The organism is Alcanivorax quisquiliarum (assembly GCF_023051175.1).
In the GTDB taxonomy this organism is placed as follows: domain Bacteria; phylum Pseudomonadota; class Gammaproteobacteria; order Pseudomonadales; family Alcanivoracaceae; genus Isoalcanivorax; species Isoalcanivorax quisquiliarum.
Genome location: NZ_JALKII010000001.1, coordinates 1 through 23,824, shown reverse-complemented (window position 1 = coordinate 23,824; position 23,824 = coordinate 1). Strand labels below are relative to the sequence as shown.

At 53.6% G+C, this 23,824-nt stretch carries 22 protein-coding genes and 2 pseudogenes; all 24 read right to left on the bottom strand.

What is annotated here, in order from left to right; translation table 11 throughout:
• Nucleotides 1-75: 75 nt before the first annotated feature.
• The 24 genes and pseudogenes from MU846_RS00115 to MU846_RS00005 all read right to left on the bottom strand — a co-directional run bounded on the left by MU846_RS00115 (nucleotide 76) and on the right by MU846_RS00005 (nucleotide 22,773).
• Entirely contained in the window at nucleotides 76-1,248 is a 1,173-nt protein-coding gene (locus MU846_RS00115; protein WP_246946999.1) for a DegT/DnrJ/EryC1/StrS family aminotransferase, read from the bottom strand.
• 271 nt (nucleotides 1,249-1,519) lie between these two features.
• Nucleotides 1,520-2,512 carry an Rpn family recombination-promoting nuclease/putative transposase gene (locus tag MU846_RS00110; protein WP_246946997.1) on the bottom strand — a complete coding sequence of 331 codons (993 nt, stop codon included), beginning with the start codon at nucleotides 2,510-2,512 and terminating at the stop codon, nucleotides 1,520-1,522.
• 466 nt (nucleotides 2,513-2,978) lie between these two features.
• Entirely contained in the window at nucleotides 2,979-3,293 is a 315-nt protein-coding gene (locus tag MU846_RS00105; RefSeq protein ID WP_246946988.1) for a hypothetical protein, read from the bottom strand.
• Nucleotides 3,294-3,520: 227 nt separating this feature from the next.
• On the bottom strand, nucleotides 3,521-3,865 hold the full coding sequence (locus tag MU846_RS00100) for a sugar transferase (protein ID WP_371738451.1): 345 nt from the start codon (nucleotides 3,863-3,865) through the stop codon (nucleotides 3,521-3,523).
• A gap of 150 nt (nucleotides 3,866-4,015) precedes the next feature.
• A complete protein-coding gene (locus MU846_RS00095) occupies nucleotides 4,016-4,441 on the bottom strand; it encodes a hypothetical protein (RefSeq protein ID WP_246946986.1) in 426 nt (141 codons plus the stop codon).
• Nucleotides 4,441-5,106, bottom strand: a complete 666-nt coding sequence (locus tag MU846_RS00090; protein ID WP_246946984.1) for a type II toxin-antitoxin system MqsA family antitoxin — start codon at nucleotides 5,104-5,106, stop codon at nucleotides 4,441-4,443. Before MU846_RS00090 ends, MU846_RS00095 begins: the two co-directional genes overlap by 1 nt.
• An 8-nt stretch (nucleotides 5,107-5,114) precedes the next feature.
• Nucleotides 5,115-5,381 (bottom strand): hypothetical protein, encoded by a 267-nt coding sequence (locus MU846_RS00085; RefSeq protein ID WP_246946982.1) that lies wholly within the window; start codon nucleotides 5,379-5,381, stop codon nucleotides 5,115-5,117.
• Between the two features lie 413 nt (nucleotides 5,382-5,794).
• Entirely contained in the window at nucleotides 5,795-6,466 is a 672-nt protein-coding gene (locus MU846_RS00080; RefSeq protein ID WP_246946980.1) for a sugar transferase, read from the bottom strand.
• Nucleotides 6,427-7,047 carry an acetyltransferase gene (locus MU846_RS00075; RefSeq protein WP_371738450.1) on the bottom strand — a complete coding sequence of 207 codons (621 nt, stop codon included), beginning with the start codon at nucleotides 7,045-7,047 and terminating at the stop codon, nucleotides 6,427-6,429. Before MU846_RS00075 ends, MU846_RS00080 begins: the two co-directional genes overlap by 40 nt.
• Nucleotides 7,048-7,137: 90 nt before the next feature.
• Nucleotides 7,138-7,554 (bottom strand): hypothetical protein, encoded by a 417-nt coding sequence (locus tag MU846_RS00070; protein WP_246946979.1) that lies wholly within the window; start codon nucleotides 7,552-7,554, stop codon nucleotides 7,138-7,140.
• Between the two features lie 310 nt (nucleotides 7,555-7,864).
• Nucleotides 7,865-8,989: a glycosyltransferase family 4 protein gene (locus MU846_RS00065; protein WP_246946977.1), complete on the bottom strand. Its 1,125-nt coding sequence runs from the start codon at nucleotides 8,987-8,989 to the stop codon at nucleotides 7,865-7,867.
• Nucleotides 8,990-9,008: 19 nt separating this feature from the next.
• Nucleotides 9,009-10,970 carry an asparagine synthase (glutamine-hydrolyzing) gene (gene asnB / locus MU846_RS00060; RefSeq protein ID WP_246946975.1) on the bottom strand — a complete coding sequence of 654 codons (1,962 nt, stop codon included), beginning with the start codon at nucleotides 10,968-10,970 and terminating at the stop codon, nucleotides 9,009-9,011.
• Nucleotides 10,958-12,109 carry an O-antigen ligase family protein gene (locus MU846_RS00055; protein ID WP_246946973.1) on the bottom strand — a complete coding sequence of 384 codons (1,152 nt, stop codon included), beginning with the start codon at nucleotides 12,107-12,109 and terminating at the stop codon, nucleotides 10,958-10,960. Before MU846_RS00055 ends, asnB begins: the two co-directional genes overlap by 13 nt.
• Nucleotides 12,109-12,987: a glycosyltransferase family 2 protein gene (locus tag MU846_RS00050; RefSeq protein ID WP_246946962.1), complete on the bottom strand. Its 879-nt coding sequence runs from the start codon at nucleotides 12,985-12,987 to the stop codon at nucleotides 12,109-12,111. Before MU846_RS00050 ends, MU846_RS00055 begins: the two co-directional genes overlap by 1 nt.
• An 8-nt stretch (nucleotides 12,988-12,995) precedes the next feature.
• The gene (locus tag MU846_RS00045; RefSeq protein ID WP_246946960.1) at nucleotides 12,996-13,613 is read right to left on the bottom strand and encodes a hypothetical protein; all 618 of its coding nucleotides are present in this window, start codon (nucleotides 13,611-13,613) and stop codon (nucleotides 12,996-12,998) included.
• 136 nt (nucleotides 13,614-13,749) lie between these two features.
• A pseudogene (locus MU846_RS14705) lies at nucleotides 13,750-13,837 on the bottom strand (DapH/DapD/GlmU-related protein); the annotation flags it as partial.
• An 84-nt stretch (nucleotides 13,838-13,921) separates the two neighbouring features.
• Nucleotides 13,922-14,161 (bottom strand): annotated as a pseudogene (locus MU846_RS14700) (hypothetical protein); the annotation flags it as partial.
• An 11-nt stretch (nucleotides 14,162-14,172) separates the two neighbouring features.
• The gene (locus MU846_RS00035) at nucleotides 14,173-15,345 is read right to left on the bottom strand and encodes a lipopolysaccharide biosynthesis protein (protein WP_246946954.1); all 1,173 of its coding nucleotides are present in this window, start codon (nucleotides 15,343-15,345) and stop codon (nucleotides 14,173-14,175) included.
• 202 nt (nucleotides 15,346-15,547) lie between these two features.
• Nucleotides 15,548-16,594 carry an NAD-dependent epimerase/dehydratase family protein gene (locus tag MU846_RS00030; RefSeq protein WP_246946952.1) on the bottom strand — a complete coding sequence of 349 codons (1,047 nt, stop codon included), beginning with the start codon at nucleotides 16,592-16,594 and terminating at the stop codon, nucleotides 15,548-15,550.
• Between the two features lie 111 nt (nucleotides 16,595-16,705).
• The gene (gene tviB / locus MU846_RS00025) at nucleotides 16,706-17,983 is read right to left on the bottom strand and encodes a Vi polysaccharide biosynthesis UDP-N-acetylglucosamine C-6 dehydrogenase TviB (RefSeq protein WP_246946950.1); all 1,278 of its coding nucleotides are present in this window, start codon (nucleotides 17,981-17,983) and stop codon (nucleotides 16,706-16,708) included.
• Nucleotides 17,984-18,071: 88 nt separating this feature from the next.
• On the bottom strand, nucleotides 18,072-18,278 hold the full coding sequence (locus MU846_RS00020; RefSeq protein ID WP_246946948.1) for a hypothetical protein: 207 nt from the start codon (nucleotides 18,276-18,278) through the stop codon (nucleotides 18,072-18,074).
• A gap of 1,169 nt (nucleotides 18,279-19,447) precedes the next feature.
• Nucleotides 19,448-20,659, bottom strand: coding sequence for a type II toxin-antitoxin system HipA family toxin (locus MU846_RS00015; RefSeq protein ID WP_246946946.1), 1,212 nt, complete (start codon nucleotides 20,657-20,659; stop codon nucleotides 19,448-19,450).
• On the bottom strand, nucleotides 20,647-20,898 hold the full coding sequence (locus tag MU846_RS00010; protein ID WP_246946939.1) for a helix-turn-helix domain-containing protein: 252 nt from the start codon (nucleotides 20,896-20,898) through the stop codon (nucleotides 20,647-20,649). Before MU846_RS00010 ends, MU846_RS00015 begins: the two co-directional genes overlap by 13 nt.
• Before the next feature lie 396 nt (nucleotides 20,899-21,294).
• Nucleotides 21,295-22,773: an MBL fold metallo-hydrolase RNA specificity domain-containing protein gene (locus MU846_RS00005; protein WP_246946937.1), complete on the bottom strand. Its 1,479-nt coding sequence runs from the start codon at nucleotides 22,771-22,773 to the stop codon at nucleotides 21,295-21,297.
• Between the last annotated feature and the right edge of the window lie 1,051 nt (nucleotides 22,774-23,824).

The following is a 23,824-nucleotide window of genomic DNA, read 5'->3' as shown; positions in this document are numbered from 1 at the left end:
TACGAGCAAGCGATCTCGCCATTCCAGCGCCGCGTGGCAGCCACGCGCCAGGTGTCAATCGCCGCGAGCGGCCCCTCAAGCGGCTAACGCCATGACGTCCCGCAGCACCTCACAGGTCAGCGCGATCTCGGCGTCGGTGAGTGTCGGATGCACCAGGAACATGAGGCTGGTTTCGCCCAGTTCGCGGGCGACGGGCAGGCGTTCCGCGGGGCGGTACGGGGTGCCGTCAAAGGCTTTTTCCAGGTACACCTCGGAGCAGGAGCCGGAATAGCACGGCACACCGCGCTGGTTGATCTCGTTGAGGATGCGATCACGATCCCAGCCGGGCTTGAGTTGTTCAGGCTCTACGAACACGTAGCATTTATATGCGGCATGCACCATGCTCTGTGGCGCACGGGGCACGCGCAACCCGCGCAGCGCAGCAGCAGTATTCCAGATGCGCTCGGCGTTGGCAGTGCGAGCAGCCAGCCAGGCGGGCATTCGCCGTAACTGAATGCGCCCTATCGCCGCCTGCATTTCTGTCATGCGCCAATTGGTGCCGAAGCTTTCATGCAGCCAGCGGAAGCCCGGCGCGTGCTCACGCTCGTAAACGGCTTCCCAGCTCTTGCCATGATCCTTGAAGCTCCACATGCGCGACCACAAGTCGCGATCATTGGTGGTGACCATGCCGCCCTCGCCGCCCGTGGTCATGATCTTGTCCTGGCAGAACGACCACGCGCCCACATGACCAATGCTCCCCACCGGCTTGCCCTGATAGCGAGCGCCATGGGCCTGTGCGCAATCCTCGATCACATAAAAGCCATATTGATCGGCAAGCGCCATGATCGGCTCCATATCACAGGGCATACCCGCCAGATGCACGCAGATTACGGCACGCGTGCGCGGCGTGAGCACGGCCTGAATGGTTTCTGCGGTGATGTTCTGTGAAGCGCGATCCACCTCTGCAAACACCGGCACAGCGCCGATGTTCACCACCGACGATACCGACGCCAGAAAAGTACGTGGCGTAACCACCACCTCATCACCAGCACCGATGCCCATGGCCTGCAACGCCACATCAAGCGCTACGGTGCCGTTGGCCAGTGCAATGGCATATTCTGTGCCGGCAAAAGCTGCAAACTCCTTTTCAAACTCGCGGCACTCTTGCCCCGTCCAGTAATTGACCTTGTTGGAAAGCAGCACCTGGGAAACAGCATCAGCCTCTTCCTGTGTGAAAGAAGGCCAGGGAGAAAAGGCGGTATTCAACATAAATTAATCCATCTGCCGTCGGGCATAATCAAATCAACGAAACGCCAGCCTCGCAGCCAGCCTCACACACCACCTCGAAACTGCCGTCCACCCGCACGGCAATATCAGCCTTTGCCGGGTAAAAAAGTGCCGAATAAAAGAACGGCACTTCTTGTCATATGAAAGTGTATCCAGCCAAGCGGCCAACTGATCCAGAAAAAGCGGCCATCCCGAGCCTGAGCCGAGGTGCCCTCACCCAGCGACAAGGGATCAAAAGGCACCACACGGCTATTCAGCGGAACACGTCTTCCAGCGAAGCAGCATCCAGCACCCGGTCAGCCCAAAGCTCCAGCTCATCCAGACCAGCTCGCTTCATGCGAGCGATATCAGCATCCGGCAGAGGCCCGAATCGCCGTGTCAGCTGACGCAGCAGCAGGCTGAATTCGCCCTCTTGGCGGCCTTCTTGACGGCCCTCCTGAAGGCCTTCCAGCCTACCCTCCTGAAGCACCTCCTGAACCACCTGTTGGCGGAGCTTCTCTTTCCAGATCTCTACCATGCTTTGTGTCATGTCATGCACCTCCTGCAGATCATGCATGTGGGAGATATTCGCCTCTGGCACCCAGTGGCGCAACCGACGGCGCAGCCACTCTGCAAACGCACGGCGCAAGCTGGCCTGTTCCGGTGTTTTCAGCCAGTCTACCAAAAGCCCCAGCACCTCCGTCAGCTCATCCAGCGAGCGCTGGTGCTCCAGCCGAAACAGCGCCGCCACCAGGTTATGCAGCGGCGACAGGGCATCCAGATCAAAGGCCCCTTCATCCAGCAGCAGAAACGACTGCTCCGGCTGAAACCCCTCAAGCCCCGGTGGGCCGCTTTCGAGCAAGTCGGACACCCGCGTCGGCGCCCGCCAGCGCGCCTTGCCGTTGTACAGCACGATCGGCATCACCCGCGGCAGCTTGCGCCTCTCACCCAACGCCTTCTGCCGGATCAGATCCTGATACAGCAAGCTGGTGTATGACAAAATACGCACTGGCATAAAGCCATCCACCGTGGACTGAAACTCCAGCAGCAGATACACATACAGCCACTGGCCGCCCCACTTCACCCGCCAGATCGCATCCGCATGGCGGCTGCGCAAATCATCCGTGACGTAGCTGCCGTTCATCTTCTCCAGCGAGCTGAAATCCAGCTCCTGCACCCACTCGCCGGGCACAAAGCCCAGCAGCAGATCACGCACCATCTGCGGGTGCGAAAACAACAAACGATAGCCGTGGTCATGATCGTCCATGATCGCTCCATCTCCATTTCAAGAGCGATCATCATGCAGGGGGAGAACGGGGCTGTCTGTCAGCGAGTGCAGCTACAATCTGTAAGCGTTTGCCGCATGAAAAGGTAAGCGATAACCGGCGACAGCAGCGAATGTTCAGGGCGTAAACAATGCGCTGTCTTCAGCAATAGTGGCAGATCGCTCTTTTGCAGATAGCGAGCATAAAACCTTCTCACCGCTCCACCGGGAAGCGCTATATCAGTATTTTCACGGACTTGTTGGCAAATGATAGTGCGGACACCATGGGAGGCGTGGTTATAGCATCCAGGCTTCAGGTGCTCGAATTGCCCAATAACGGAGAACGACAGCCTCCCCCCGACTGTCGGGACCCACCCTCTCAACCGCATTTAATCAACCTTCCCTAGTACGGTATCAACCAATGCCCCGAGCCAAGACTGTAGTGAGGCTCACTTACCGCCGGCTTAATTTATTTGAAAACGGCAGAAATGGTATCGTCAGAGATCGCAGCCTGCGCAACCAGCACCTTTCGCCGCCGATCAAAAGCAATGCCTGCCTGGAGGCGATCATCGTTCTCAAGTTCGGCGGTTGAAGCGACCCCGCTCAAGCCACCCACAGTACCGTTGAGCGCGTCGCGATAGCTGCCGGTAAGCTCTCTCAGGCGTTCATACTCAGCGGGATTAACCCTGCTTGTCTTGACTGCTAATACGAAGAAAAAAGCTGCTAACGAGGCTAACACGCAGCCTCCTAAAGCAATGAGAACAAAATAAATTACATTTATCATATTCCACCCTAGCCACGGTGCTACGCCATAATCCCTATCCGGCGCCACGATATTTATTATGCGAATACTGCGTGTTCCGAAGGCTTCATCACTGCGCCCTTTCCCGGCGCAGCTTCTATCTTATACCCGAAATGCCGCGCCATTTTAGGAAATATGCAGCCTGACGAGCAACACAGTTCACATCTTTTCCTTTATATAACAAAAAACCACATCAACCACACGTAAAATCAATAGCTTAGGCGACACCATCCGCGCCACCTCACCCCCGCGTGCCCTAGACTCGATACCTCAATCCCGCTCCCCTGCCCCTCCGGCCCACTCCCCGCAAACGGCGCTGCGGTTGCCTCGCCGTCCTGGCTGATGCCATCGCGCTTGACCACTTTCCAGATGGTTTTGAACAGGATGCGGATATCCAGCCAGAGGGATTGGTTGTCGACGTACCACACATCCAGATCAAACTTTTCATCCCAGCTGATGGCGTTGCGGCCATTCACTTGTGCCCAACCGGTGATGCCGGGGCGCACTTCGTGGCGCCGTTGCTGGTGGGAGCTGTACAGGGGCAGGTATTGCATCAACAGGGGGCGCGGGCCGACCAGGCTCATTTGCTGAGTGTAAAACGCGCCACATGAAGGCCTGCCAGAGAGCATGTTTACTTACTTCATATGCCTGATCTGACTTTGCAGAAGCGCCACACCGTTGATCTCAACGCCAAAGGTCACACGTTAAAAAATTCCCTTCTCAAAGTCGGGGTAAGCGGAAATGGGGATCGCGGGCAACGCAGCTTTGGTGGCCATCTGCAAGAAATCTTGCCGCCAGTAGGGCCAGGCTGCGCACAGCGCTTCGCGTAGCGTCCCCTCACCCTGGGCTTGGATATCAAAATCCTCCGGCCCCGCAAAAACCAAGCCGTATTCGGCCTCTACGGTAACAGCGACGCTCTCTGTATCTGCGGCCAGCTTCCATCTAAGCCCTGTAGTGACTATATAGCGAACGAGGGTGCGCCCCTTCTCCTTGGGCAACAGCGTGCAGGAGGCCACCCCCGCTTTCATTTCAACCACATAGTCCGACCAATCCACCACCGCAGGAGAAAAGTCGTTCTGCATGTTCAGTGAATGGCGACGGAGAGCAATATCTATCAGGCTCAACTGCATCAGTGCCTCCACTCCGGCGCGTTGTGCGTCGCCGGCCGCCATTCAACATCGCGTGTTGCGGTGCCAGCTTCGTGCTGCTTCAACACGGAAGAAAGGGGCTCTTTCAGCGCTTCCTCATCAACCAGGGAACGCCTGAGGACGCGCATGAAAGCATAGGCATGAGTGTCATTGGAGCGAGTGGTCAATCTATGGCCCATATCAAGGCAAACTAGCCGCCAATTCTCGTCCTCAAAAAGGCTCTCGACAGGTAGAGCTTCGACCTTCTCCCCCAACAAGGCTGCCTTCGCTTCAGGCACTGCATCAAACACTCGCAATAAGCGGTCCATTGCCTGCGATTGGGCCACATCGTCCGCTTCGTACTTCGAAAAAGCCACCGGGCCGCCACCGAATATTTCCGCGGCTTGCTTCTGGCTCAAGCCATGGCGCTGCCGAATAGCTCTGATCTCTGCGCCAGTCAGTAGTCCTTCCACCATTTTGCGGAAAGCCAAGCGCTGCCGCTTGTTATGGCGCTCCTGCTCAGCCGTATGAAAGCTACATCCACACGATGCACAGGCCGTAACACGCATCTGCATCGTGCGCTCAAATTCCCCCACCCTCAGCGGCACATCATCCAGCATCTCGGCGATCTGATCGCTGTCGCATACCAGGCATTTATTTATTGTCATATGCAGCCTCACGAAGAAGTATGACAAGAAACCATGTGGATCAGCACGTGTTTGGCCCCTATGCAGAACTTCAGATAATAGGTCACAGAGAACTCTTGCCAGGAACGGCCCACGGCTCTTTCGTAACTGAACTCATAAAGATACACATCTGATGCGAACCAGCCGCCTGCGCTGCCTTGGCACCATTCCGCTTTTTTCCAGTCGCCACGTTTTATTGCATCCCGCAAAAAACTGGGAAAATCGATTGGAGGCTCCTGCTTCTCTAGTGTTTCCATCAGCCCCTGCCAGCCACTACGGCATTTGTCAGAGGTGAACGCTAGAGGCGCCTCCAGCGCTTGAGCAATCTCACTTTCCTGATACAGAGGCTCACGCGTCGATATGGTCCGGTCACCGTCGCTCTCGGCTGGTGGAGGCGGCGGCCCTTGATACCTGCTATGAATTCTACCGCTTACCATAATGGTATGTCCATTTCCATTACGTGAGGGCGCGCAGAATCTCTGCTGCCCCTTCCCCAAATGTGAACTATCTTTCAACGCGACAGCAAAACGCCACCACCTTGCACCGCCGTCCCATGCGGCTCGACACTAGACCATACCCGACACAACCGCTCATATCACCTTCTGCCTCGGTCGCCACGCGCTGAGGGAGGGATGCGCGGTGTTTCTCTCCTACCGTCCAGGCCTCCACCTCAATCCCGCTCCCCCACCCCTCGCTCACTCCCCGCAAACGGCGCTGCGGTTGCTTCGCCGTCCTGGCTGATACCATCGCGCTTGACCACTTTCCAGATGGTTTTGAACAGGATGCGGATATCCAGCCAGAGGGACTGGTTATCGACGTACCACACATCCAGATCAAACTTTTCATCCCAGCTGATGGCGTTGCGGCCATTCACCTGTGCCCAGCCGGTGATGCCGGGGCGCACTTCGTGGCGCCGTCGCTGGTGGGGGCTGTACAGGGGCAGGTATTGCATCAGCAGCGGGCGCGGGCCGACCAGGCTCATTTCGCCACGCAGTACGTTAAGCAGCTCGGGCAGCTCATCCAGCGAGGTGGAACGCAATAGCTGCCCGAAGCGAGTGAGCCGCACATCATCCGGCAACAATTGGCCGTGCTCGTCACGCTCATCTGTCATGGTGCGGAACTTGTACATGCGGAAGGGTTTGCCATCCTTGCCTGGGCGGGTCTGGATGAACAGCACGGGGCGGCCGAGGTTGATGGAAACAAGCAGAGCGAGCAAAAGGCATGCCGGTAGAAGAACCGGGAGCGACAGTACTATAAGCAAGGTATCAAAAAGGCGCTTCACAAAGGGACATCCGAAAGAAGTTAACGAGCCAAGGGCCGAGCGGGAACACCGACCACACATAAACCATCTGGTATATCACTCACCACAGCCGCGCCGGCGCCGATCATCACATCTTTGCCTATGGTGATGCCTTGCCGCACCGCAGCGCCGATACCGACCCAGGAGCCTGCGCCCACGACCACATTGCCCGCAAGGTGAGCACCAGGGGAAATATGGACAAAATCACCCAACTGGCAATCATGATCCACGGTAGCGCCAGTATTGATTATCGCGCCCTTACCTATCTGTGCATCGGCATTGATAACCGCATTGGCAAACACAACGGAGCCAGGGGCAACTTTGGCGTAGCGGCTAACAACGGCTGAGGGATGTATCAGAGTAGCGAGGGGAAAGCCCTCTTTTTCAAGGTGTAGCTGGCGCTCTGCGCGCACCTGGTTATTGCCAATGGCGATAACGAGAGCGGCAAACTCGGCGCGGCGGGAAACGAGCGCCTGCTCGTCGCCTTCAACAGGCCAGCAGCCGTTCTGCTTGACTTGCGGCCAGCGTGCGTCGAAGAACGTCACCTGGTAGCCAAGCAACTCGGCGAGATCGGCGATGACTTTGCCGTGGCCACTGGCGCCTAGCATCGCAAGTATTTTCACAGGAAACTCCCTTAAACAGCCGCAGCCTATATCTTCTCATCCCGAAACCGACAAATAGACAATATCAGGGCCAAATATAAGACGCTTTGCTCATGCCGAAGACAATTTATCTGCCACCTCACGAAGCGAAGCAGAGAAAGAAGATATTGCCAACCTTTTCTTCAATTGATCGGACGCGCCGAATTTCTCTATGCAAATATCTTCCAGCTCTGAAAAAAATCTCACGAGAGCGGATTTATGTGGCGGGCAGACCAGCCCGACACCCTCTCTCTTCACCCAGCGAGCAACACTCGTCTCATCCCCACATATGGCAGCAACCGCAGCCCCCGCTAGCGCGTAACCAGATGATTTACTCGGAAACGCATACCGAGTAACTTCATCGTCAATTGGTAACAAGGCCCACCAATGCTCGGCCACCAACGCTGCCGCGTCGCTTGCAGAGATAACTCCTAGGTATTCGACTTCCTCATACTGCTCTGCAAGAATCCGAATATCTTGCGCATACACTCCCCCGCCTGCGAATGTGAACCGTAATATTCCGCCCGCGTCTAAGTAATCGCGTATAGCGGAAACCAACAGTGGTATCCGTTGAAGGCGCCCCGCATTACCACAGAAAACCGCACCCTTGATGCGCCGGGAAAGCGGCCTTGTGCCCACCGAGAGAGAAGGGTTCTCAATGAGGTAAATTTGACTTTTCGTGCCGCTTAGCGATAAATGACAGCCTATATTCACCCCTGATCTTAGCATGAGCCATCTATAGATCTTGCGTTCACGCCTTCCCAAGGCCAGCATCATTCTGCTTGAAAAGACCGCCAGTTCATCTGGCCGAAGTCCGAACTCCCATTTCGGTCAGCATTATCTCGTTGATTTTATGCACGTCATACTTTTCCTCCGCAATCCTTCGAGAAGCGCGCCCCATGGATTCGATCAACGAAGAATCTTCTACAAAACGCAGCATTGCACCCGCCAAGCAGTCTACGGATTTCACCGGCACCAGGTAGCCATTCACGCCTTCGACCACGGTCTCACGGCAACCCGGCGCATCAGTCGTTATGATCGGCCGACCCATAGCCATGGCCTCCAGCACAGTTCTTGGCGTGCCCTCGCGGTAGCTTGGTAGAACATAGACAGAAGACGTGGCGAGCGCCGGTCGCACATCGGCCAGCTTACCAAGATATTCCACTATCCCTTCATCAATCCAGGAATCCAACTCAGACTGCTCAATTGCATTAGGATTTTCGTCGATCCAACCCGCCAGTTTAAAAACAGTGTCTGGATGAGCAACTTTGACCTTTCGTGCAGCATTCACATATTCTCGCACGCCCTTATCTCCTAGAAGCCGTGCGATAAGTAAGAAAACCGGCTCAGCAGGCTTGGGCGCAACTGCAAATTGATCTAAGTCGATGCCTGATCCGTTCACCACCAGAGAAGGCGTGCTTGACGGTAGTATGTGTAGCTCCTTGAATAAAGCTTCGTCATCCGGATTCTGGAAAAAAACTTTCTCTGCCCGGCTCAGCGCCAATCGATACAAAAATCTCACCAAGTAGCTTGTAAAACCCTCTCGGCCGCTGGTAAAAGCATAACCGAGCCCTGTAATCAAGGCGCAACGCTTGGGAACCCCTGCCAACCATGCGGCTAGCAGACCCCAGATAACTGGTTTTACCGTGTAAGCCAACATAAGTTGTGGTCTTTCACGTCTCATCAACCGATAAAGCTGCCAGAGCGCTTGTAAGTCCCGCAAGGGATTCAAGCCTGTTCGTTGTATAGCTACATCATGCAGCTCAACGCCCATTGCTTCAAAGTGTTCAGCCAAAGAATTCCAGCCGTCATCCATCGGTGCGGCCAAATGTACGGCTTCCAACTTTCCAGCCAGCGCCTCTACGAGCGGCCCACGAAAGTTGCGAAGGGAGTCGGCATAGCTTGCCACTATCAGTGCTTTCATTTACCTCTACCGTCCGACTTTAACCAAAATCCTTTCCTTCCATCCAAGCCTGAAAGCAGATTATATTCCACAACTTCTGGCTGTTGTTTCTTTTTCCTTGAAGGTGTTCTTCCCAAGCTTTCCTAACCATGTGCGGGTCGAAAAGCCCTTGCTGTCGGATGCGTTCATCGTCCAAGCAATAATGTGCCCATTCGCGTAGCGGGCCCCTAAGCCATTCAGCTAGCGGAATTCCAAACCCGGTTTTCGGTCTTTCAATGAGAGCTTTGGGGACGTGCTTGTACAAAATATCTCGCAGAACGACCTTTCCGCAATTGCCAGAAATCTTAAATTTCAACGGAATTCCTAAAGAGAGCTCTACCAGTTCATGGTCGAGAAAAGGAGCCCTGACCTCAAGACCGTATGCCATTGCCGCACGATCCACCTTCGTCATAATATCGTCAGGCAGATAGGTTATTGCATCGGTTACCATCATAATTTCCCGCGGGTCAAATCCGGAGAAATCGCTAAAAGAGCTTCCAAAGCTGAAGTCTTGCCTTCCGCTGACAAATATATTTGAGTCCGCCCCCCAATGACAGACAAGGCTAGAATAGTATTCATCTAGTGTGTCGGCCAAGAGTGCACCTGCAAGCTTATGCGCTTTGTCGCCCGGATTCCTGACTCGAAACTTCGCAGGGAGCATAGGGCCAAGTCTAGAGAAAAGGAGGTCTATAAATTTTGGCGGCAACGCTTCTATTATTCGCGCACCAGATCGTCTCAGGCTCCCGTGGATGGACTGTGTCGCCTTCCAAAGCGCATAACCTTCCAAGTATCTATTATAACCCCCAAATATTTCGTCAGCTCCGTCCCCACTGAGAGCAACCGAAACTTTAGTCTTTGCCAGCTCACTGACCATCATAGTCGGTATTTGAGAGCTGTCGGCAAAAGGCTCACAATAAACATCCGAAATTCCAGGTAAAACATCCAGCATTTCTTTTTCAGATATATAAAGCTCGGTGTGGTCAGTACCAATAAATTTAGCGACCTCCCTAGCATGCTCCGCCTCGTTATATGCTTTGTCGCAAGAACCGATGGTGAAAGTCTTTATGGGGTTCGGGCTCTCCTGCTGCATCAAGGCAACAATCAAGGAGCTGTCTACACCGCCACTTAGAAAAGCACCCAGGGGAACATCTGACATCAGCTGTGAACTGACAGCGTTCCGGAGCCTTTCCTCGACCTCGCCGGAGATATGCGTAAAGCTTTTCTCACTCATCTCCTTCTTTTTCAACTTGGATATAGCGACGAGATCCCAGTAACGCGTCAGCTTAGGTGTAATACCCGAGTCGATGTCCGTTACTTTAAACTTTAGGTAGCAGCCCGGAGGAAGCTTTTGCAAATCAGCATATATTGAGTAAGGAGAAGGAACATAGCCATAATTAGTATACAGCTCCAAAGCATCTCTATTAATCTCACCTTTAAACAAAGGCGACCTGATGATACTCTTTAACTCTGAAGCGCAGAAAAAGCGACCGTTTTGCGCACCCCAATACAAGGGCTTTTCACCGATTCGATCCCTAATCAAATAAATCGCATTATCCAGAACATCGTACAAAACTATAGAAAACATTCCTTTAATTTCATTTAACGCTCGATCAACCCCCAAAACGGAAAATAACTCCAGTAGCGTTTCAGTGTCCGAGTGACCAACCCAAGGTATACCTCCAACTCGCGAACCCAACTTCTCTCTTAACGAGATATGATTATAAATCTCACCATTAAAAGAAATGACATAGCGCTTGCACCTTGAGATCATTGGTTGGGCGCCGGCTTCTGTCAAATCGTTGATTGATAGACGTGCGTGCGCCATTCCAAAACGCGAAGACTGGTCTACCCAAACGCCAGCACCATCTGGCCCACGGTGATTGAGCGTAGAAATCATTTCTGTCAAAACATATTTCACTTCGTCGCCGGATTTTTTTCCAATAAACAATGCTATTCCACACATAAATCGCGACTTCTCTTTAAATAAACAGTCAAGTTTAGTCCGGCAAGATAAATTGCTACCCAAAAAACCGGATGCCGCAGAACGAAGTGAAAAAATGAAAAGACGAAAATCCCAATCAAAATGGAAACTTCCATCTTGCGACCCAGCTTATAGTAGCTCCAGACAATGTAGAAAAAATAGGAGTAAAATAAAACAAACGCTACACAACCACCTATCGAAAGCATGTCTATTGGGGTATTGTGCGCCTCTGCTCCCTCATAAGGCATGTAGGCTCCTGAAAAAGCTCCAGCACCGTTACCCAAGATAAACGTGTAAAAATCATTCAGCCATGCCATTAACCCGTGAAGATACAAGCTGACCCTTGACCCACCCTCATCCGCAGTCTCCCAAACTTCAGAGATGTATTCTGATGAATCGGGGAAAAATAGAAATATAGCACTCATCAACAGCAAAAGAACAATAGGAAAGGTCAAAAAGAAAAACCTATAGGGAAATAGGGCGACAGCGGCATAGCAACTAAAGATGACGCCCAAGAATAAATAATAAGCGTCTGAGACAGTGGCAAGGCCTATAAGCCCTAAAGTAAACCCAAAAAAATATCTTGCCGCCTTACTATCGTAGGAGATCACCGCAGCGAAGACTGCGCACACAATATAAAGCGCCAGCTGATTGGGGTTCTTCGCTCCACCCGTAAACCGGACTGAGTACCAGAAAGCATCGCCTCCAAAAAAATAAGTGGCCACTAGATAAACTAACAACAGCGAGCAAAATATACGCATGGACTTTCGAACATCCAAGCCATACAGCGCACAAGAAAGAATTACTAGCCCGCAAAAGAGGAACGCCAAGTAATCTCGGAACAAAGCCCCGTTTTCATATAACGAATTGAAAAATGTAACCGGGAGAAGTACGAATATTAAGTAGCAAAGCAAAGCCATTGGCATAGAGGCTGCTGCCCTCATACCTCTTCGTCTATGTTTCAATGAAAAATAACGAAAAAAGAACAACAAAATGCATAAAAGCAAACCAAGCTCGCCAAATCCAACGCTCTCGGAAAAACGAAAATTTGTTGGAAGACAAAGAAGCAATGATATTGCAAAGAAAAGGCTTCCTCTTGATCTCTCTTCGAAGCCTTCCATTATTTCTTTGCCTTTTTCTTCAAATCATACAAGTCTTTAATATAAAAAACAAACGCAGGAAGAAACAAGAACGAAAGATAATCCAGGGGTGTCCTCCCCCTATGCAACATGAACCTAAAGTAGTTAGTTATCATCTTCATTTTTTTTAATAAAGAGCGCGACTGACTAAATCCAAGGCGGTAGAATCGCATCGTATTGTTCGGGCTTTTCGACCTGTGAAAGATATTATTCTGCGATATGCCATCACTCTGGTACTCGACAATACTCAGTCTTTCGTCCAGGAACAGAGTGCGGTAGTTCACGCCAATCTTTAGCCACGCGTACTCGGGGGCCATATACTTCTCGCCAGGAAAAATATCATAACGATGAGCTCTGTGAACGTCTGTTCGGATTATTTCCCACTTATCGCCTTTCACCGACAAGTTAAACCGGTCGGTGTAGCTGGACAACCGCGCACCATACCTTTTATATTCGTCCCCAATCACTTTGCCGCTCCTATCAACTTTGAGTACCGAGATAGCAGCAACTTCTGTTCCGCTATCATCTAGAGCGATAGTTTGGATGATAGTTGCCAACCTTTCTAAAGCGTTGGGCACGCACCAGTCATCGCTATCGAAGACTACAAACCATTCTCCCTCTGCATGATCGAGAGCATCGTTTAGCGCCGCAGCCTTCCCTGCATTCTCTTTCCAATAGTATTTAATCGGAAAGTCCGCATCCTCAGAAAAGGCGGTAACTTTCTCCTCAGTGTTATCAGACGAACCATCATCGATGACCAACCACTCAAAATCGCGAAACCCTTGGTCACACAACGATCTGTATACTCGGTTTATCAAATGAGCCCTGTTGTATGTCGGCGTTACAATTGAAAATTTCATCCAGCGCCCTACGACCGAATAGTGCGTTCAGCCTTATCTAATAGAAGATGGGCTTTGTAACGCAACCGCCGGTAAAGATTCATTTTAGAAGAAGTGTTATCCGCCTGTTCAAAGGCTTGCAAAGCCTTTTTCTTATCGCCTTGCGCAGATATCTTTTCCCAAAAGCACTCAAATCCTTCTTGCGGGTTATCAATATCAATAACCACATACTGCTTATCCTTTAGAAACATTTTTATGTTAGCGTGGACGCAACTTACATAATCGCGGCACGTTACGATATCATTTCGGGAAGTTGGCATCATCAAAACCCCTTGCGCATAGGCTGGCATAATCCCGTTCTTTACTGCCCACCGCCTATTGTAAGATCTTGCTATTTTCTCCTCATCACGATACAAATAAACGTAGAAGACGCTATCTGATAGCCGTTCGTTCAGCAAACCTAACATCCAAGAAAGGCGATTGTCCGACTCAATGTGAAAGTCAGGATAATTTATTTTTTCCGCGGCAGGCATTGCCAGTCTTGTTTCATGGCCTGACGTGTAGTTGGTTATATAAGAGCACGCATTTGCAAACGTTTTGCTACCGGCACGACCGGCGCTTAAAGCAAGCACTTGCTTGAATCTCATGACATTCCTCACTTACCATCTTGTCTACCGTAGCAGCCATTGGAATCCAGTTTTTTGTAGTGTTCTTCATCGCGCGCGCCTAACTTATTATAGCTGGCAGCACCTACGATAGAGTATTTATCTAGCTCGCCATAAATTACGCTACCGGCACCGATGATGCAGCCATCACCAATCCTTGCCCCAGGAAGGACTGTTACATTCATGCCAATCCAAACATTTCTACCAATAACTACCTCACGCAGCATCTGCGTCTCGTCATAAGGCAGTTTCTTCCCTTTATAATTATGGTTTCGCGTGTAGAGAGTAAGGTTTCGAGAAATATGTGTATTGTCTCCTATAGACAAACCACCGTCCCCGACAATGAATGCACCACCACCTATATGTACATTATCTCCGATTTGAATATTCTCGCACCCATAAACTTGGACTGGGCCATTGATAGATATCGAGCCTACTAGTCCCGCCCGCTTTTTTATTCTATCAGACCAGTACGCTCCTAAGGATTTGTTTCTGACGTACTCTACCAGATAAAAAAGGAATCCTGCCATCTTCCAAAAGTTCATTTTACCTCCGCAATAGTAAAGCGGTACGAAAAATAGCTATATGTGATATAGAAAAGGGCAGTTCCGACCAGGGTGCCTATCAAAAACTCTTCCCATCCCGGCCCCAGTAGCCCCATTAGTACCCACCTGACTGGTAGAAACAAAATCACAATACCAAGCCCCACACGCCTAGTCTTTATAAGCGCTAGCATGTTTGCTAGTGGGAGATTAATCGCCTGCAAAATTTTTGCAATCGAAAGAAACCAGACTATCTCTTGAATCAACCGCCATTCAGCCCCGAAGTAGCGACTCAAATCCAGAACAGAGAGCAGTAATATAGCGCCGTAAAGCAAGAAGACGGCCATCAAGCAGGCAAGAAGCATCTTTCTCAGATGCAACCTTCCCGAATTCAGGTAAACAGATTGAAAATACTGCCCCGCTGGCGTCGCCACTAAGCTTATAGGTAAATTCAAAAAGCGAGAGGCGATCAAGTATGCCCCCAAGTATCTGTAATCGAAGTGGAGAGACATGAATAGAACGGGCAGCTGAACCGTAAGCCCACTCAGCAATGTCAACGGAGTCAACGTTATAAAAAAAGACTGATTATTTCTAATAAAATCAGTCGCAAGTTTTATCGATATAACCCTAGACCTTGGGAGCAAAAAAACAAAACACAACTGTCCGAGAATCATAAACCAAATTAGCCACATATAGCTACTTTCATCAAAACCAATCCGAAAGCCAATTGGTGCCACCATATATATAGAAAAATATATTACCTTATATATCCCCAGGCTTCTGAATTTCTTCTCGCGCAACGCAATGGCGCTAGCCAATATCATTAATCCATACGAAAAAATAAATATGGGAAAACTTGCAACCCAAGAAGGCAACTCAAAAAAAAATCCCACGGGCAGAAGAAGTATTAGGAGACCACAGAGAACGGCCATAACAAAGGCAGCTCCGGCGTAAGCCTCATAGAAAAAGCCGGCACCCTCTTCAGAAACAATACTTGTTTCATATCTCAAACATGCCAATGGGCCAAAAATCAACCCATACGAGAGGAACTCTTGATACAAACCAAGCTCTTCGCCAGAAAAGTACCGACTAAGAAAAGGCACGCTTGCAACACCCAAAAGCAATGACAGGATAGATGCAGCGACGAGCCAAAAAGAGCTATCCTGAGACATGATCTTTCTCTTTTGCATTGAATAAGCCTGTTTCGATTAAAATCTCTTCGGCTCTAAAATCCGTCTATAAACATTTACTTAACAGAAAGCCACGCCGCCATGCCCCAAGCTTTCTCACGGCTAGATTAACTTTCAAAGTCTCATCTCTTTTTCACCGCTGCTCGATGCTGACGTCCAGAATCCCGGCCCTAGCCAGCTTGGCCTACTTGACCATATTTTGTACTATATCTGATGACTTCAAATACCAGACCATGGCTGAGGCAACCCCGTTCTTAATTTTCCATTGGGGCGCATACCCCAGCAGCATCTTCCCCTTCCCCACATCCGCCTGCGAATGCCTCACATCCCCCGCCCTGAAATCTCGATACACCGGCTCAACGTCGTACTCAACCCCATTCTCTTTCAGCGCTGCCCGAATCGCCTCGAACAACTCATTCAAGGTCGTTCTGTCCCCCACTGCCACGTTATACACCTGGTTTCTGGCGTTCTCGTCGGTAGTGGTGGCAGCAAGCAGGTTGGCCTGCACGGCGTTGTCGATATAACAAAAGTCGCGACTGGTTTCGCCATCGCCATTGATGAACACGGGCTCGCCTTTGATCATGGCCGCTGTCCATTTGGGAATAACAGCCGCGTAGGCACCGTTCGGGTCCTGGCGTTTGCCGAATACGTTGAAGTAGCGCAGGCCGATGCAGTTGAAGCCGTAGGTTCTGGCGAACACATCGGCGTAAAGCTCATTGACGTATTTGGTCACGGCATAGGGTGAAAGCGGCTTGCCGATCTGGTCTTCCACTTTGGGCAGTGCCGGGTGGTCGCCGTAGGTGGAGCTGCTGGCCGCATAGGTGAAGCTTTCCACCTTGGCATCCCGTGCTGCCACCAGCATGTTCAGGAAGCCGTCGATATTGGCGGCGTTGGTGGTGATGGGGTCATCGATGGAGCGCGGCACTGAGCCGAGGGCGGCCTGGTGCAAGACGTAATCCACACCTTCGCACGCTGCGCGGCAGTCTTCCAGGTTGCGGATGTCGCCTTCGATAAACCGGAACCGTGCCCATTGCTCGGGCGTTACCAGCCCTTGTACTTCGTCAAGGTTGTGTTGGTAGCCGGTGGCAAAGTTGTCCAGCCCGATCACCTGCTGATCGAGCTTGAGCAGGGTTTCCAGCAAGTTGGAGCCGATGAAGCCGGCGACGCCGGTCACCAGCCACACCTTCGGGCTTTGCGGGAGTTGCTGGAGCAGTTGTTCGTAACGGGTCATTAATCTGGTTTTCCTGAATCAGGCTGGCAGGCGCCAGTGTGGCGGTGCGTCTTGCTGGGCGCGCCTTACTGGGCGTGTCTTACTAGGTACGCCTTGCTTGCTGCGCCTTGCTTAAAGGCGCAGGTCGGTGTCTTCTGCTGGCAAGAGGTATTTCAGGTCGTACAGCACATGCCTTTCCTTGCCGAACTGGCGTATGTCGCTGGCGCTCATGGCCTTGAACTGTTCATGGCCCACGGCCAGCACGATGCCATCGTAGCTGTTGATGGCCGGCTCGTTCACGGGTGTGATGCCGTATTCGTGCTCGGCGGCGGCCGGGGACACCCAGGGGTCGTATACGTCTACCTGGATATTGAGCTCTGTCAGCTCTTTCACGACGTCTACCACTTTGGTATTGCGCAAGTCGGGGCAGTTTTCCTTGAAGGCCAGGCCCATGACAAGCACGCGGGCGCCGTCCACATGAATTCGCTTTTTCATCATGCACTTGACCAGCTGGGCCACCACATAGCCGCCCATGCTGTCGTTCAGGCGGCGGCCGGCGAGGATGATTTCCGGGTGGTAGCCGATGGCCTGTGCCTTGTGGGTGAGGTAGTACGGATCGACGCCGATGCAGTGGCCGCCCACCAGGCCGGGGCGAAATGGCAGGAAGTTCCATTTGGTGCCGGCTGCCTGTAGCACGGCTTCGGTGTCGATGCCCATCTTGTTGAAGATGATGGCGAGTTCGTTGATCAGGGCGATATTCAGATCACGCTGGGTGTTTTCGATCACCTTGGCGGCCTCGGCCACTTTGATGCTGCTGGCTTTGTGGGTGCCGGCGATGATGATCTCGTTGTAGAGCGCATCGACCAGATCGGCCACTTCCGGCGTGGAGCCCGCGGTGACTTTTTTGATGTTGGTGACGCGGTGCTCTTTATCGCCGGGGTTGATGCGCTCGGGGCTGTAGCCGGCGAAGAAATCCACGTTGTATTTCAGGCCGGAGACGCGCTCCAGCACGGGCACGCACTCGTCTTCTGTGGCGCCGGGGTAGACGGTCGATTCGTAAACGACGATATCGCCCTTCTTGAGTGTTTTGCCGATGGTTTCGGAGGCTTTGCACAGCGGGGTGAGATCGGGGCGCTTGTGCTCATCGATGGGCGTGGGCACGGTGACAATGTAGACGTTGGCGGCCTCGAGATCCGCTGGGTTGGCGGTGTAGCTCAGGTGCCTGGCCTGTTTCAGCTCTTCGTCTTCCACTTCCAGTGTGCTGTCGTGGCCTTCTCGCAGGGCATCGATCCGGGGCTGGCTGATATCGAAGCCGATCACGGAGCGTTTTTTGCCGAATTCCACGGCCAATGGCAGCCCAACGTAGCCTAGGCCGATCACTGCAAGGCGGATGTCTTCCATTTTGTGCATTACGTTTTGGTCCTGAGCGGTTGTTTGCTTTTGGGGTTGCTGTCCGTAGCGGCGGCCAACGCCACATGGTACGGGCTTGTGGCTAGGCTTACGCCTCTACCGGCCTGAACGTGTGCTCCCCCGAATACCAAAGCTCTTGCCGTGGATCAGACAAGTTTGCGTTGCGGATGAAGAGCTTGGCGATGAGGTCGATGTCTTCAATTTTTGTCGAGCCGGTGGGAATGCGGATTTCCTCTGTTCTGAGCAGAGCGCCATCGCTCTTGCGTAGCTCAACGGTGGCAATTACTTCTGTCATTATTTTTCCCTCACAACACGCCTTAAGAGCGCCTGCCGGCATGGGTGGAGCGGCTAGCTCACTCGATACCGCGCTGGCTCGCGTTCATTGATATCTGATTCAGTCATTGAGGCTTTGCGGCGCTGGCGCACCGCTGTTTCTTGTGCTTCTTTTGTTCTGGCCTTGCCTGTGCTGCGGCTTTGGCCGGCATGGCAGCGGGCCGTGTGGCCGGCGCCTGGGCAAACCGGCCGGCAAACGTTTTTGCTACTGTGTCAGCGGCGAGCGCCCGCTGCCATGGCGGGGCGCCGCTCAAGGTGTGGGCGTAGGCTTCTGCTCGGTTATCGGCGACAAGGCCGGCTGGGCTGTGGGGGCTTTTGCTGTAGTGTGGGCTTGGGGCGCGTCGCTCAGGCCTGCTGACGCCGGGAGCATTCTGGTTCGCGCCAGCTATACTGTTCAGCAGCTCCGCTGATGCCTTGGTGAATTGCATCACCTCACTTCCCCTATCGTGTTGAAGCCTTCCTTGAGCGCACGGCGCGAGCCATCGCCCTCAGCCTGTGCGCCGCGCACGCTACCGCCCCGAAGTAGCAAACCATTCTTCGAGGGCGACGCTGCGACAGCTTGTGACGGGTGGGTCACAGCAACATTTGAAGAGGCGAATCCTGCTTCAAAGTGTGACGCATTTCAACAAAAGAACTGACGAACGTCACAAAATAACCACTTCTGGTGAGCCGCTGGCGCCCTCCGGCAGCCTTCAGGCACGCTACCGCCACAGGATTTGCCGCCTTTCCCTGATGGCGAGGCCGATACAGGCCGCTTCCCTACCCTGCTACTGCCCGGTTCGGGCCTGCGGCAGGGGGCGTTCAATCGTTGAACAACTGTGTGAATTCTGTATGAAAGCGCGAGCTATCACAACGCCATATTGTGGCGCAAAACGGCGCCTGAACGAAGGGCCAAAGTCTAGAGGTTGGACAGAGCAGAGCCTGTGCGGCAAGTAAGGTTGTGGTGGGGTTTTACGGTTGTTTTACCTAGGGGTGGTTTGGGTTGGGTGTGTGTACGCACGTTGCGGCGAACGCAGTGTGCTCGACGTCTGTTGCTGACACAGCGGGATGTGCCTAAGTGTAATTCGGTGACGCCGCCACTCCCAGGTGCATTAAGCGGCATGATGACCCTGCAAGCCGGCGTGCCGGGCACTAAAGCCAGGCGCTGATTTCTTTTAGTGACGCCTCCCAAGCTTCTATCATGGGTTCCGCCACGTCGGGAAACCGTGGCGCAGCATGCGTCAGCTCAGGCAGCACCTTCACCAGCGCTCCTGCAACTGCCTTGATGATCACCTTCGTCTGGTTGGGGCTCTGCCCGCAATGGTTCGTGCCGAAACGAGCGAGCCAACCGATTGGCCACCAGCGTTTGCTCCGCGCCATATGCAATGCAGGCACGTCGTTACGAAGGTAGGCTGTAGTGGTCACGATGTCATAGGCTGGCGCAATATCGACTGTGCCTCCGGGGCGGTCGTAAAGTATGCCGAAATTCTTCAAATGCGCATCACCGTTGCGCACGGCCCAAGAGACGACAATGGAGCCGAACAGCTCAGCGAGCGCTGCTTGCCGGCGCAATGGCGACACATAATCACTTATGGACCTGGCCAAGCGCTCGTACGTGCTGTCGTATTTTTCCGCAGGTGCGCGGCCCTGCATTACGCAACCGTCTTCAAAGCCCAGATAGCCACCCGCCTCACTCACGTCAAAGCGCTCCATGATGAACAGGCGGGCATCGCGGGACACGTCAAAGTGCGGCACCCGCAGCCCCGCCGCCTTGGCAACGGACATGCAAAAGTACTCATTCAAGGCCAGATGCGGAAAATCCTGCCCCCAGGCTTTTACTATCAGTTTGTGGGAGCGAATAGCAGCCTTGCCCCGTGGCGGCTCACTGGTCGCGGCGATCAACAGTTTCGGTTGTACGCCGGATATGCCGGAATGTAGCGCATATTTTTCCACCAGCTCGGCGAATAAGTCAGGATTCTCAGCGCTCAGGAGCGTTTCCAACTGTTCTGTGGAATGCTCCGCATCTCGAACCTGGCCCGGAGGCTCATAGCTCAGACGACCTATCTGGTATGGGCCGAGGGCAGCAAGCAGGGCAAGTTCGCTGGAGCCGTAAAGCTTGCTCACGGTACGTCGGATGATATCGCCTAGATAACCCTCCGGCAGGTTCTGGACGAAGATCGGGTGTAACTGGGGCGCGTCATAGGAGCCGGCACGCAACGGCATGGTTACGGATATCGCCCGCTCGGGGTTATCTGTACGGTAGGTGAATACGTAGTCTTCACGACGGTGTGGCAGCACGGCTTTACCCAATCGACCCGCCGGTTCTCTGCCAACAAGTACGTCGAGCTCGCTCATCCCTTCCATTGGCGCTCCCTCAACAGATCATCCAGCGTGGGTGGCTTGCGGGTGCGCGGGGCCAGCTCCTGTTCGTACAAAGCAAACATCCGCTGGATCTTGTTGAAGCCCAACTCCGCGAGCCGGCCGGATTCGAAACGCGACACAGTGGTGCGATCCACGCCGCTCAGGGTGGCAACCTCCTGCTGGCTGTGGCCATGCTGTTTGCGCATGGCTGCAAACTGCTTGCCCAGATCGCTCAAATGCATGTGAATATATGCCTCAAACTAGCCTTTAATCAGCAATTTGTAGCATATATTCACGAAATAGCCCGGTTTATATGAGTAAACCGCATATCCGGTGGATGCGTTCCCGGCTCAAAGGGGCATCACCAAGTGCTATTTTTCTGCGGCCCTGCGGTTTGCCCATGGCCGCGAGCTACTCATCCAGATGCTCAAGCTGTGAATATATGCCTCAAATCGCCCTTATACCGGTCTTTTGTGGCATATATTCACGGAACAGCTCATTTTTATCAGTAAGAGGCAGTTTGCCGGGGGCTGGGTACTGCGGCCGCCCCACGCTCTCCTCCAACCACCCTCCACGACGGGAAAGGTGGCTTCGTGCGGGAGGGCTTGAATAGAGCGCCTGATTACCAGCTGGTTCGCTCACGGTATGGTGATGCGCACCGGGGGCGCATGGCTGCGGAAGGCTTCGGCAAACCGTGCTGCCAGGGCCTGTTTGGCGGCGGTGTCGCCGTGCAGGATGCGGATTTCTTGCGGCGGGCGTTGCATGCCGGTGGCAAAAGCAACCAGGCCGGCCTGATCGGCGTGGGCGGAGTAGCCGCCGATGCTCTCCACCCCTGCCCTGATGTCGAATCGCTCGCCGTCCAGCTCCACATAACCGTTGCCCCGTGGGCCGAAGCGCTGGATGGTGCGGCCCGGCGTGCCGGCGCCCTGGTAGCCGACGAACAGGACGTTGTGGCGGGGGTCGTGCAGCATGGCTTTGAGGTAATTGACGATGCGCCCGCCGGTGCACATGCCGCTGCCGGAGATTACCACTGCCGGGCGTGCGCTGTCGGCCAGGTGGCGCACCATGCGCAGGTGGGCGTCGTGTTCGTCGACGGTGAGCAGCTGATCAAAAGCCAGCGGGCGGCGGCCTGCCAGCACGCGCTCGATGGCCTCTTCATCCCAGTAGGGTTTGAGGCTGCGGTAGACTTCGGTGAAGCGGCTGGCCAGCGGTGAATCAAGAATGATTGGCAGCTCGTTCCAGCTCAGCCCGGTGTCGCCGATGGGGCTGCCTTGGTGCTGGTGAATGATGTCTTCCAGCTCGTAGAGCAGCTCCTGGGTGCGGCCGATGCTGAAGGCCGGGATCAGCACAGTGCCTTTGTCGGCCAGGGCGCGCTCGAGCACGCGTTCCAGCCGCTGGCGGCGGTGCTCGCGGGATTCATGGTTGCGGTCGCCGTAGGTGCTCTCGATCACCAGCCTATCGCAAAACTCTGCCGGCTGCGGTGGGCGCAGCAGTGGCGCGTGTGGCGCGCCGAGATCGCCGCTGAACACCACGCGGTGGTTTGCCTGTGTGCCGCTGTTCGATTTGCTGTTCGAACTACTGCCTGAGCCGCTGCCTGCCGTGTTGGCGCCGTAGGTTATATCGCATTCGACGTACGCGGAGCCAAGGATATGGCCGGCGCGTTGCAGCCGGATGCGTGCCTGCACCTCTTTCCTATCCAGCACGGTGTGCCAGGTGTCGTAGGCCAGTGGCACGAGCCGGCTTGCGATGATTTTCAGGTAGCGGGCCACGTCGCCAGGATGGCGGCTGAAGCCTAGCCGGAATGCATCTTCCAGCACGATGGGCAGCAGTTTCGCTGACGGTATGCTGCACAGGATCGGCCCTTCGAAGCCGCTGGCCAGTAGCCAGGGGATGCGGCCTACATGATCGATATGCACATGGGTGGCGATCAGAGCCTGGATGCGGCTTGTATCGAAATCAATAGCCAGATTGGCGGCGCCGGCGTTGCCACTGGCCGAGCGATCGCTGCCTTGAAACAGCCCGCAGTCAATCAGCAGGCTGTTGTGCTGATCGAACACAAGCTCATGTGCTGAGCCAGTAACGCCGTCTACGGCGCCGTGGTGCAGGAGAGTTGCCATGGCGGGTTATCTTTCGGCTGGGGAATTATTTGAGGGGTTGGTTGGGCACTTACTTTTCCGAAGTCCTCTTGGGAAATATTACCGGGTAGAGTTTTTTTATTCTGTGACTTTTATCTGAATTGGGGGTGTGAGTAGATTTTGTTTTTTTATGATTCCGTTTTGGAATCAGAGCTATCGGGAAGGCTGGTGCCAGGACCGCCCCCTCTCCCCAACCCCTCTCCCACAAGGGGAGAGGGGCTAAAATGCAGGCTGTGGGCAAATAGCAGCGGGCCATGGCTGATTCCTTTCTGCCGTGTAATTGATCGAGCGGAGATTGTCCTGATGCCCAGCTTTCAATGTGCCCTTGGAAAATACTAACCAGTGAGATTTTTGGATTCCGTGATCTTTTGCACTGAACAGCCACGGTCTGGCCCGAGGGGGCGCGAAGCGCTCTTGCTCCCCTCTCCCCTTGTGAGACAAGCGAAGCGCAGAACAGCCGCAGGCTGGCCCGAAGGGTGAGTGATTCAGCTTTTTTCTCCCCTCTCCCCTTGTGGGAGAGGGGTTTGGGGAGAGGGGGCGACGAACTTTCAGCTGTCACGACACCTGCTACCTGTTTCACTACTTTCACTTACCTTCAGTAGAAATTTTTATAAAAATCCCACAGCCAAAAAAATACCTAGTATTATCCAGTTTCGTTCCAGATCAAGTGCCGAGTGTATATTTCCCGCCATAATCTCCCCTCTCCCCAACCCCTCTCCCACAAGGGGAGAGGGGCTAAAATGCAGGCTGTGGGCAAATAGCAGCGGGCCGTGGCTGATTCCTTTCTGCCGTGTAATTGATCGAGCGGAGATTGTCCTGATGCCCAGCTTTCAATGTGCCCTTGGAAAATACTAACCGGTGAGATTTTTGGATTCCGTGATCTTTTGCACTGAACAGCCACGGTCTGGCCCGAGGGGGCGCGAAGCGCTCTTGCTCCCCTCTCCCCTTGTGAGACCAGCGAAGCGCAGAACAGCCGCAGGCTGGCCCGAAGGGTGAGTGATTCAGCTTTTTTCTCCCCTCTCCCCTTGTGGGA

What these genes read in the sequence shown, in the direction of transcription:
- MU846_RS00110 (WP_246946997.1), bottom strand. Translation starts at nt 2,512, where the DNA reads ATGGACGATCATGACCACGGCTATCGTTTGTTGTTTTCGCACCCGCAG.
- asnB (WP_246946975.1), bottom strand. Translation starts at nt 10,970, where the DNA reads ATGTGTGGAATAGCATTGTTTATTGGAAAAAAATCCGGCGACGAAGTG.
- MU846_RS00020 (WP_246946948.1), bottom strand. Translation starts at nt 18,278, where the DNA reads ATGACAGAAGTAATTGCCACCGTTGAGCTACGCAAGAGCGATGGCGCT.
- MU846_RS00090 (WP_246946984.1), bottom strand. Translation starts at nt 5,106, where the DNA reads ATGACAATAAATAAATGCCTGGTATGCGACAGCGATCAGATCGCCGAG.
- MU846_RS00095 (WP_246946986.1), bottom strand. Translation starts at nt 4,441, where the DNA reads ATGCAGTTGAGCCTGATAGATATTGCTCTCCGTCGCCATTCACTGAAC.
- MU846_RS00085 (WP_246946982.1), bottom strand. Translation starts at nt 5,381, where the DNA reads ATGGAAACACTAGAGAAGCAGGAGCCTCCAATCGATTTTCCCAGTTTT.
- MU846_RS00055 (WP_246946973.1), bottom strand. Translation starts at nt 12,109, where the DNA reads ATGGAAGGCTTCGAAGAGAGATCAAGAGGAAGCCTTTTCTTTGCAATA.
- MU846_RS00105 (WP_246946988.1), bottom strand. Translation starts at nt 3,293, where the DNA reads ATGATAAATGTAATTTATTTTGTTCTCATTGCTTTAGGAGGCTGCGTG.
- MU846_RS00005 (WP_246946937.1), bottom strand. Translation starts at nt 22,773, where the DNA reads ATGGCAACTCTCCTGCACCACGGCGCCGTAGACGGCGTTACTGGCTCA.
- MU846_RS00080 (WP_246946980.1), bottom strand. Translation starts at nt 6,466, where the DNA reads ATGTGTGGTCGGTGTTCCCGCTCGGCCCTTGGCTCGTTAACTTCTTTC.
- MU846_RS00015 (WP_246946946.1), bottom strand. Translation starts at nt 20,659, where the DNA reads ATGGAAGGGATGAGCGAGCTCGACGTACTTGTTGGCAGAGAACCGGCG.
- MU846_RS00035 (WP_246946954.1), bottom strand. Translation starts at nt 15,345, where the DNA reads ATGTCTCAGGATAGCTCTTTTTGGCTCGTCGCTGCATCTATCCTGTCA.
- tviB (WP_246946950.1), bottom strand. Translation starts at nt 17,983, where the DNA reads ATGCACAAAATGGAAGACATCCGCCTTGCAGTGATCGGCCTAGGCTAC.
- MU846_RS00045 (WP_246946960.1), bottom strand. Translation starts at nt 13,613, where the DNA reads ATGAGATTCAAGCAAGTGCTTGCTTTAAGCGCCGGTCGTGCCGGTAGC.
- MU846_RS00115 (WP_246946999.1), bottom strand. Translation starts at nt 1,248, where the DNA reads ATGTTGAATACCGCCTTTTCTCCCTGGCCTTCTTTCACACAGGAAGAG.
- MU846_RS00050 (WP_246946962.1), bottom strand. Translation starts at nt 12,987, where the DNA reads ATGAAATTTTCAATTGTAACGCCGACATACAACAGGGCTCATTTGATA.
- MU846_RS00100 (WP_371738451.1), bottom strand. Translation starts at nt 3,865, where the DNA reads ATGCAATACCTGCCCCTGTACAGCTCCCACCAGCAACGGCGCCACGAA.
- MU846_RS00065 (WP_246946977.1), bottom strand. Translation starts at nt 8,989, where the DNA reads ATGAAAGCACTGATAGTGGCAAGCTATGCCGACTCCCTTCGCAACTTT.
- MU846_RS00030 (WP_246946952.1), bottom strand. Translation starts at nt 16,594, where the DNA reads ATGACCCGTTACGAACAACTGCTCCAGCAACTCCCGCAAAGCCCGAAG.
- MU846_RS00010 (WP_246946939.1), bottom strand. Translation starts at nt 20,898, where the DNA reads ATGCATTTGAGCGATCTGGGCAAGCAGTTTGCAGCCATGCGCAAACAG.